5 protein-coding genes are annotated in these 8,079 nt (G+C 52.3%); 4 read left to right on the top strand and 1 reads right to left on the bottom strand.

The window, feature by feature from the left end; all coding sequences use genetic code 11:
• The first annotated feature begins 328 nt into the window (after positions 1 to 328).
• Positions 329 to 2,653: a CHASE2 domain-containing protein gene (locus tag AC2215_RS07010; protein WP_486809250.1), complete on the top strand. Its 2,325-nt coding sequence runs from the start codon at positions 329 to 331 to the stop codon at positions 2,651 to 2,653.
• Positions 2,654 to 2,768: 115 nt separating this feature from the next.
• Here AC2215_RS07010 and AC2215_RS07005 read toward each other — a convergent pair whose 3' ends face one another.
• Positions 2,769 to 3,164 carry a hypothetical protein gene (locus AC2215_RS07005; RefSeq protein WP_486809249.1) on the bottom strand — a complete coding sequence of 132 codons (396 nt, stop codon included), beginning with the start codon at positions 3,162 to 3,164 and terminating at the stop codon, positions 2,769 to 2,771.
• A 240-nt stretch (positions 3,165 to 3,404) separates the two neighbouring features.
• On the opposite strand from AC2215_RS07005, the gene AC2215_RS07000 reads away from it, so the two are divergent.
• From AC2215_RS07000 to AC2215_RS06990, 3 genes are all read left to right on the top strand, one after another.
• A complete protein-coding gene (locus AC2215_RS07000; RefSeq protein WP_486809248.1) occupies positions 3,405 to 3,539 on the top strand; it encodes a hypothetical protein in 135 nt (44 codons plus the stop codon).
• Positions 3,540 to 3,681: 142 nt separating this feature from the next.
• The gene (gene dxr, locus AC2215_RS06995; protein ID WP_486809247.1) at positions 3,682 to 4,872 is read left to right on the top strand and encodes a 1-deoxy-D-xylulose-5-phosphate reductoisomerase; all 1,191 of its coding nucleotides are present in this window, start codon (positions 3,682 to 3,684) and stop codon (positions 4,870 to 4,872) included.
• A 487-nt stretch (positions 4,873 to 5,359) separates the two neighbouring features.
• Positions 5,360 to 7,750: a Calx-beta domain-containing protein gene (locus AC2215_RS06990; RefSeq protein ID WP_486809246.1), complete on the top strand. Its 2,391-nt coding sequence runs from the start codon at positions 5,360 to 5,362 to the stop codon at positions 7,748 to 7,750.
• Positions 7,751 to 8,079: the final 329 nt, after the last annotated feature.

Genomic DNA, 8,079 nt, shown 5'->3' with positions numbered 1-8,079 from the left:
CTCTCGTAGCTTTGGAGGCTGTGGGCGCTTTGGGCTTTGGGGCAGGGGCAATGGACAATTGACAATGGGTCAGTTGTCACGCAATACCCCTCTGGAGGGCAAAGCATTTGGATATGTCAGGTTTGGTTTGTTGCAAAATTTATCGCCCAAATGCTTGTGCCCCTACAACCTCCCCATTTTTAATTTTTCATTTTTAATTCTCTCCCGCGTCCCCGCGTCCTCCCCATCTCCCAATTCCCCCGAACAGGGAAAGCGCGGTTATCCTGTAGATGTCGAGCGACAATCGGTTTGAAGTCGAGCGATAGATCGGTCTGAGTTTACGCACAATATGTTTACCCCTCCCCCCGCGACTGTTCGGAAGCTGGCGATTTTGAATTTGGGGCCCGGAAGCTTGGAAACGGGCTTTAAGGCGGTAACCCTGCGATTGTTTGCCGAGGAGGGATCGGGGAGCGGTCGCCGGTTGATACAGGCAGCAGGCAGTTTACCGGCTGCCCCAGAACTGCGCGAGCTTTATCGTAAGTGGCAACTCCTCTACCGTTTGATGTCGGAGCGATTTCGCACTTACACCCCAACGCGGGAACTCGAATTTGAGGAATCGGAAGTCACCCACGTGTCCGAGGCGGATTTGAGTCAACTGGGGCGGGAGTTTCAAGAACACATCGATCGCTGGTTCGATGCCGATGAGTTTCGCACCATCGATCGGCAGTTACGACGAGTCCTCCACCCGAGCGATGAAATTCGCTTCATTTTGGAAACGGACGATCTATTAATGCGTCGGTTGCCGTGGAATTTATGGAACTTTTTTGAGGACTATCCCGGTGCGGAGATGGCGCTGGGGGTTCCCGACTACGAACCGGTTCGATCGAAATCGCGCACCCCCAGGGGCGTTGTCCGTATTTTAGCGGTGTTGGGGAACAGTAGCGGTATCGATATCGAAGCCGATCGCCACCTACTTTCCGCCCTCCCAGATGCAGAGGTGGTTTTCCTCGAAGAACCCCATCGCCGAGAACTCGATCGCTACCTTTGGGACGAAAAAGGGTGGGATATTCTCTTCTTCGCCGGTCACAGCCACTCAGACGAGGAGACGGGGCGCATTTCGATTAATCCCACCCAAAGTTTAACCCTCACCCAGCTCAAAAATGCTCTGAAAACGGCAGTCGATCGCGGATTGCAACTGGCAATTTTCAACTCTTGCGATGGCTTGGGTTTGGCGCGCACCCTCGAAGACCTCCACGTGCCCCACATCGCCGTCATGCGCGAACCGATCGCCGATCGCATCGCTCAGGAGTTTCTACGGCATTTTCTGCGGGCGTTTGCTGGGGGAGAGTCGTTTTTAAGTGCCATGCGCGAGGCCCGCGAACAGTTGCAGCGTTTCGAGGATGAGTATCCCGGTGCGAGTTGGTTGCCGGTGGTTTGCCAGAATCCCGCTACCGGACAACCCACCTGGCAGGGATTGCGGGGTCAGTTGCGCCCTCAACTCACCGTGCCGTTGGTGGCAAGCGTGGCGGCGACGGTATTGGTGGTGGGGTTGCGATCGCTGGGAATGTTTCAGGGGTGGGAACTGAAAGAATACGATCGGCTGATGCGATGGCGGCCGGGAGAAGCGATCGACGATCGGGTTTTGGTGGTGGAGGCGACGGAAACCGATGTGCAGGAATACGGCTTTCCCATTCCCGACGGCATCCTGGCAGCGGCGATCGAAAAACTCGAAACCCACCAACCCCGCACCGTGGCTTTGGATATTTTGCGCGATCGCCCCGTGGAACCCGGCCACGAAGACTTGGTACGCCAATTTAAAACCCACGCCCCCATCGGCATTTGCAGCGCCCGCGAGGCTAACAATCCCAATAAACCCGGCGTTGCCCCACCCCCGGACTTGCCGGAACGGTTCGGCTACAGCGATGTCCTCGTCGATCCCGATGGCATTCTCCGCCGCCACCTGGTGTTTATGCAGCCGATGGCTTCCGATCCCTGCGCCACAGACCATTCGATCGCGGCATTGGCTGCCCTCGACTATTTGGAACAAGAGGAGATTTTCCCCCAAGCCATCTCCACCGATCGCATTCAAATTGGCGATGCGATGTTCGATCGGCTGCAAGCCCATCGCGGCGGCTACGGGGATATCGATGCTTGGGGCTTTCAAGTGATGCTCAACTATCGATCGGATGTCGCCCATCGGGTGAGTCTATCGGAGGTTCTCGACGATCGCCTCGATCCGGCGCTGGTGAGCGATAAACTGGTGCTGATGGGTGTCACCGCCCCCATCTCCTCCGATTACTTCTGGACCCCCTACAGCGCCGGAACCTGGCCCCATACGAAAACGCCGGGAGTGTTGGTGCAAGCTCAAGCCATTTCCCAAATCCTGGCCGCGACCCTCGACGATCGCCCGCTGATGCGAATGGGGCATCCCTGGGGTGATGCTTTGTGGGTTTTCGGCTGGGCGGCAGTTGGCGGCGCGATCGCCTCTTACGCTCGGCGCGGCATCGTCGCAGTTGCGATTGTCGGGGCAGCGGCTGGGGTGTTGTACGGCGTTTGCTACGGCTTCTTTGCTTTCAGTGTTTGGTTGCCCCTGGTGCCATCGATGTTGGCGTTGGTTGCGACGAGTGGCGGGATTATTGTGTTTCGGGCGATCGGAACTTTAAAGTCTGGGTGAGCTTTGGGGGCATCGAGAGCAAGGGGAGCAGGAGGGGGAGAGACTTCAACAAAATCACACAATTATTTGGTGTTGTCCGCGCCCGCAGTGGCAACTGCTATAGCAACCAATTCTTTTAGTCAATCACACATTTGTCAAATAAAAACATAATAAAAACCATCCATAAAACGATAAATGTAATTATCCACAATGAAGACAAGAACAAAGATAAAACTTGTGCTTTTTTGTAAAAAACTTTGTGTTCAATCAAAAAAACCGCAAAAATAAATACAATATTGACAGACAAGAGCAAAGCAAAAGCAGTAGCTCCTAATAGCCAATTCTCTTCACTCATACCAGACCAAAAAAAGCTCTTTTCAAAAGTCAAAGCAAAAGTAAAAGCAAGACAACTAGGATCTTCATAAAGTTCAACAGGGAAAACATGATAAATGTGCCTAGCAATAATAATTATTTGAGTGAGCAAATAAATCAACGTCGTCAACAGGATGAATTTAACCTTATTTAACTGCACTGCTAAATAAACCTCTAGATCTAAATTTTTTTATCTTCGATTTTTTATAAAAATAGATTCTTCTTGAGAAATGCATTCACTTTTCTAAAGCTCAATTTAGTTATCGGGAGAATTCGGTGCAAATATGCAAGTTGAGATGAGATGGAACGATTTTTTACAGCACGGCATGGCACGGTGCCGCACACTTTTCCCTAAAAACAACTCCTAGGGTTCGAGCCGATCGCCCTGGACTATAGAGAGATGGGCAAAAATAGCAAACCGAAAGTCGTCCATGTCGATCGAGAATACGATTTTGAAATTACGTTTCTTGCCGATAATTTTGAATCGTTTATTCGGGGATTCGTTCGCAAGACAGAATATGACGATCGCGGTTGAGCGTATTGAAATGATGAATGCATGGGGACGATCGCATTGACTCAAAACAATTGCGAGCCTGTGGGGATCGCCCGCTCGATCGTTCGATCGAAAATTCCCATTCTCCAGGATAATAATGAGGTAGCAACCCTAAAACGACCTCGTGAAATCCATTACCCTCCTCGGATCGACAGGTTCGATCGGTACGCAAACCCTCGATATTGTTTCCCAAAACCCGGATAAATTTAAACTCGTCGGACTCGCGGCTGGCAATAACGTCGAAATGCTCGCCCAACAAGTCCGCCAGTTTCAACCGGAAATTGTGGCAATTCGCAATGAGGAGAAATTGCCGATTCTGCAAGAAGCACTTGCCGATCTCGATCCCCAACCGACGCTACTGGCGGGGGAAGCGGGGATTGTGGAAGTTGCCCGATATGGCGATGCGGAAGCGGTGGTGACGGGAATTGTGGGCTGTGCGGGGTTGCTACCAACGATTGCTGCGATCGAAGCCGGTAAAGATATCGCCTTGGCTAATAAGGAAACCCTAATTGCGGGAGGACCGGTGGTGAATCCCGCCATCGCCAAACAGGGGGTAAAATTGCTCCCGGCCGATTCGGAACATTCCGCGATTTTTCAATGCCTGCAAGGGGTTCCTGAGGAGGGATTGCGGCGGATTATTCTCACCGCTTCCGGGGGGGCGTTTCGCGATTGGCCCGTGGAAAAGTTATCGGAAGTCACCGTTGCCGATGCGATTACCCATCCCAACTGGTCTATGGGGCGGAAAATCACCGTTGATTCGGCAACGTTGATGAATAAAGGGTTGGAAGTTATCGAAGCCCACTACCTGTTTGGGATGGACTACGATGATATTGATATTGTGGTGCATCCTCAGAGCATCATTCACTCGTTAATTGAGTTGCAAGATACGTCGGTATTGGCTCAATTGGGTTGGCCGGATATGCGGTTGCCGCTACTGTACGCCCTTTCTTGGCCCGATCGCATTGCCACCAATTGGGAACCGTTAGATTTAGTGAAAGCCGGGGATTTGACCTTCCGCGAACCCGATCGCCAAAAATATCCTTGCATGGATCTCGCCTACGCGGCAGGCCGGGCGGGAGGCTCGATGACGGCGGTTTTAAATGCGGCGAACGAGCAGGCTGTGGCGCTATTTTTAGAGGAAAAAATTGAGTTTTTAGATATTCCCAAAGTCATTGAAAAAGCCTGCGATCGCCACCAAGCTGATAACTGCTCCGACCCATCTTTAGAAGATATTTTGGCAGCCGATCGATGGGCCAGGCAAGCGGTTGTAGAAGCGAGTCAATCTACCGCGCATAATTTGATTTTTCAAAGCTAAATTCTCTTGAGTTTCGCGCTTCTTGAGAACGGATTTTTCTATAAATTTGTAGGGTGGGCAGTTTTTCTGGCTGTTGCACGGTTGCGAGATCGGCTCGAACCGCCTATCGGTTCCGAGTGGGGTGTACCTTTACGAACGGCTCTGTCAACCGGACAAATGCGATGGGCAACAGCGGAGTTTTCATTGAGATGGAGAAATCGATCGAAGCTCCTGCCCACCCTATGGGCTTAAAAACATGAGCTTCAAAATGCCCATAAAAATTGACCATCGCAAGACCAATCCCGAACGAATCGATCGCCAATGTAGCAACTGCTATAACCTTAGATTAAAAATCGTCATTTTCAGATAGCGAACGGCGGTAAATTCAAAAAAATTTACGAACGTTAAAACATCCCAAAATTTCGTTTAATTTGTTACCATTTGAATCGGAAAATATCCTCAATTGTCATCGGGTGCAACAGGCAACTCACGGGAGAAATGGTAACCAATGGTAGTTATTCAAGATACCCTCATCGGGGCAAATTCATTCCTTGAAGGAACCTTCGAAGACGATCGCATTTTAGGACTCGATGGTAACGATACGTTAATCGGTTTAGGTGGTCGGGATATTTTACGCGGAGGCACGGGAAATGACGTTCTCGACGGTCGAGAAGGGGACGATATCTTATCCGGTGACGAGGGAAATAACTCCCTCATTGGGGGAGAAGGGCGCGATTTATTTATCGTTCGATCGGTTCCCGATTTGGCGACGGTTCCAGAAACTCAAACCATTTTCGACTTTGAAGATGGAGTCGATCGCATCGGTCTTGCGGGGAACATCACCTTTGCCGATTTAGAAATTATCTCCCCCAGTTCGGACACGCAATTTTTCACCGAAGTTCGGCAAATCTCCAGCGGCAACACCCTGGTTCGCCTCCCCCCCAGTCGATCGCAACTCGAACTCGACGCATCGGATTTTACCCCCGTCGATATCCTCGAATTTTCCCAACCCATTTTCCAAATCAACGAAGATGGAACCCCGATTATGGAGGTAACCGTCACCCGCAACCTCACCAGCGGTAACGAAGTTGAAGCCACCATCGCCCTTTCCGACGGAACCGCCACCGCCACCAACGTCGGCGTCGATTTCTTTCCCCTACCCATCGACATTCGCTTCGAGGCAGAGGAAACCGTCAAAACTGTTGCCATCCCCATTGCCGACGACAGCCGCATCGAACCCACCGAAACCTTCAACCTGACCCTGGAAAACCCCAGACGAGGGGCGAGATTCGGGGCGCAAAGTACGGCGGTTGTGGAAATTATCGATAACGATACCGCCGTCCAATTTAGCGCCCCCACCTTCAGTCAGAGGGAAGACGGAACTCCCATCGCCCAGATTACCCTCCTCCGGACGGGGAGACTCGAGGGTGAAGATCGGGTATTACTCGTTCCCAGCGACGGGACGGCAGTTGCGATCGAAGATTACAATATCCCACCCATCGAAATTGTCTTCGCACCGGGACAACTGACGCAAACCGTCACCCTGCCGATTGTCAACGACGAACGGGTAGAAGGGGACGAAACCATCAATTTAGCCCTGGCGAACCCCAGCGAGGGTTTGAACTTGGGCCCACAGAGTACGGCAACCCTGACGATTATCGATGACGATGCAGCCTTGGAGTTCGCGCAACCGATTTTCCAAGTCAACGAAGACGGAACCCCAATTTCTGCGGTGACCGTTCGCCGATTTGGGGCGAGTGACTTCCCCGCCAGTGCGACTCTCACCCTCACCGACGGTACCGCAGTTGCCCCCTTCGACTACAACAACGCACCGCCTCCCATCGAGGTGGTTTTCGAGGCGGGAGAAACCGAAAAAATCGTTCCCATCGGCATCATCGACGATGCAGATGTCGAACCTTCCGAAACCGTGAATTTAACCCTCGTCGATCCGAGTCCGGGAGTCGGTATTGGGGCGGCAAACGTGGCAATCCTCGAAATTGTCGATAACGACGAGATGGTGGTGGTGCCCCCCGAACCGCCGGATATGCCAACGCCGCCCAACCCGCCGACGCCAATGCCGGGAACCTTGCAGTTCGGGGGAAGCAGCTTCCTGGTGACGGAAGAAGGAATCCCCCTGGCTGCAGTGACGGTGGTGCGAACCGATGGCAGCGACGGGGAAGTGCGGGGGACGATCGTACCTAGCAATGGCAGCGCAATCGCCGGATTGGATTTTGACGGCACTCCCATCGAAGTGATTTTTGCCGATGGGGAAACGAGCAAAGTTGTGGAAATCCCGATTTTTGACGATTCTTTGGTGGAAGTGGCCCAAACCTTGAATTTAAGCCTAATCGATCCCCAAGGGGGGGCAACCCTGGGTCCGCAAAATCTCGCCAGTTTGACCATCGCCCGCAGCGATTTACCCACCACTCTGGATTTTGAAGGTCTGAATAACCTCGATCCGGTGACGGATTTTTACGGCAGTCGGGGGATTTTCTTCTCGGGAAACGCCCTGGGAATTCAAAGTGCTTGCGAGGCGATCGAATCCGGTTCTGGGGATGATTTTGCCGGTAATTTCCACGATTCGATCGGGCAAGAAACGGCCCTGACTTACGGGGAAGGGGAAACGATCGTCATGGATGTTATCGATGGGTTTGACAGTCAGCTTGCATTTTCCTACTCATCCCCCTTTCGAGAGCAAACCGTGACTGTTTACGATGGGTTTGGCGGTATGGGAAACGTTTTGGGAACGGTGAATTTATCGATGACCGAAGCGGGAGAATTTCCCAATGCTTACAGCGTTCTGGTACCCGTGACTTTATCGTTTTCCGGTACGGCGCGATCGGTCGCGTTCGGCAGCGTCGCCAATAAAATCGTCATCGACGATATCGTGTTGGGTTAGGGGATCTGCCCCCAGGAAGGTTAAAACCTCCAGGAGGCACAACAAATCGATCGCCAGTTATCGCGGTTTTGGCCAAAGATAGAGACCAGAATCATGTCGGGGCGGGTTTCGCAGAAAGTCTTGCTCTCACTGCGATCTATCTTCGCACCCGCCCTCACCCGATGGAACGTCAGTTTTGGATAAGACTGTTTCCGGTGAGGGCGGGGAATGGGGAATGGGGAATGGGGAATCGGGATGAAGTACTTTGCTCCCCAGCAACCAGATGTAGCCAGTGCGATCGCTTCGCTCATCAAGAGGCTTGCCAACCGCCCGAATCTCACCCAGAGTCG

It is taken from the genome of Zarconia sp. (assembly GCF_057467645.1).
Note: the sequence above shows the minus strand (reverse complement) of the source record. Positions and strands in the feature narration are given on the sequence as shown.

Coding starts and splice junctions, on each gene's coding strand:
- AC2215_RS07010 (WP_486809250.1), top strand. CDS start 329: ATGTTTACCCCTCCCCCCGCGACTGTTCGGAAGCTGGCGATTTTGAAT.
- AC2215_RS07000 (WP_486809248.1), top strand. CDS start 3,405: ATGGGCAAAAATAGCAAACCGAAAGTCGTCCATGTCGATCGAGAATAC.
- AC2215_RS06990 (WP_486809246.1), top strand. CDS start 5,360: ATGGTAGTTATTCAAGATACCCTCATCGGGGCAAATTCATTCCTTGAA.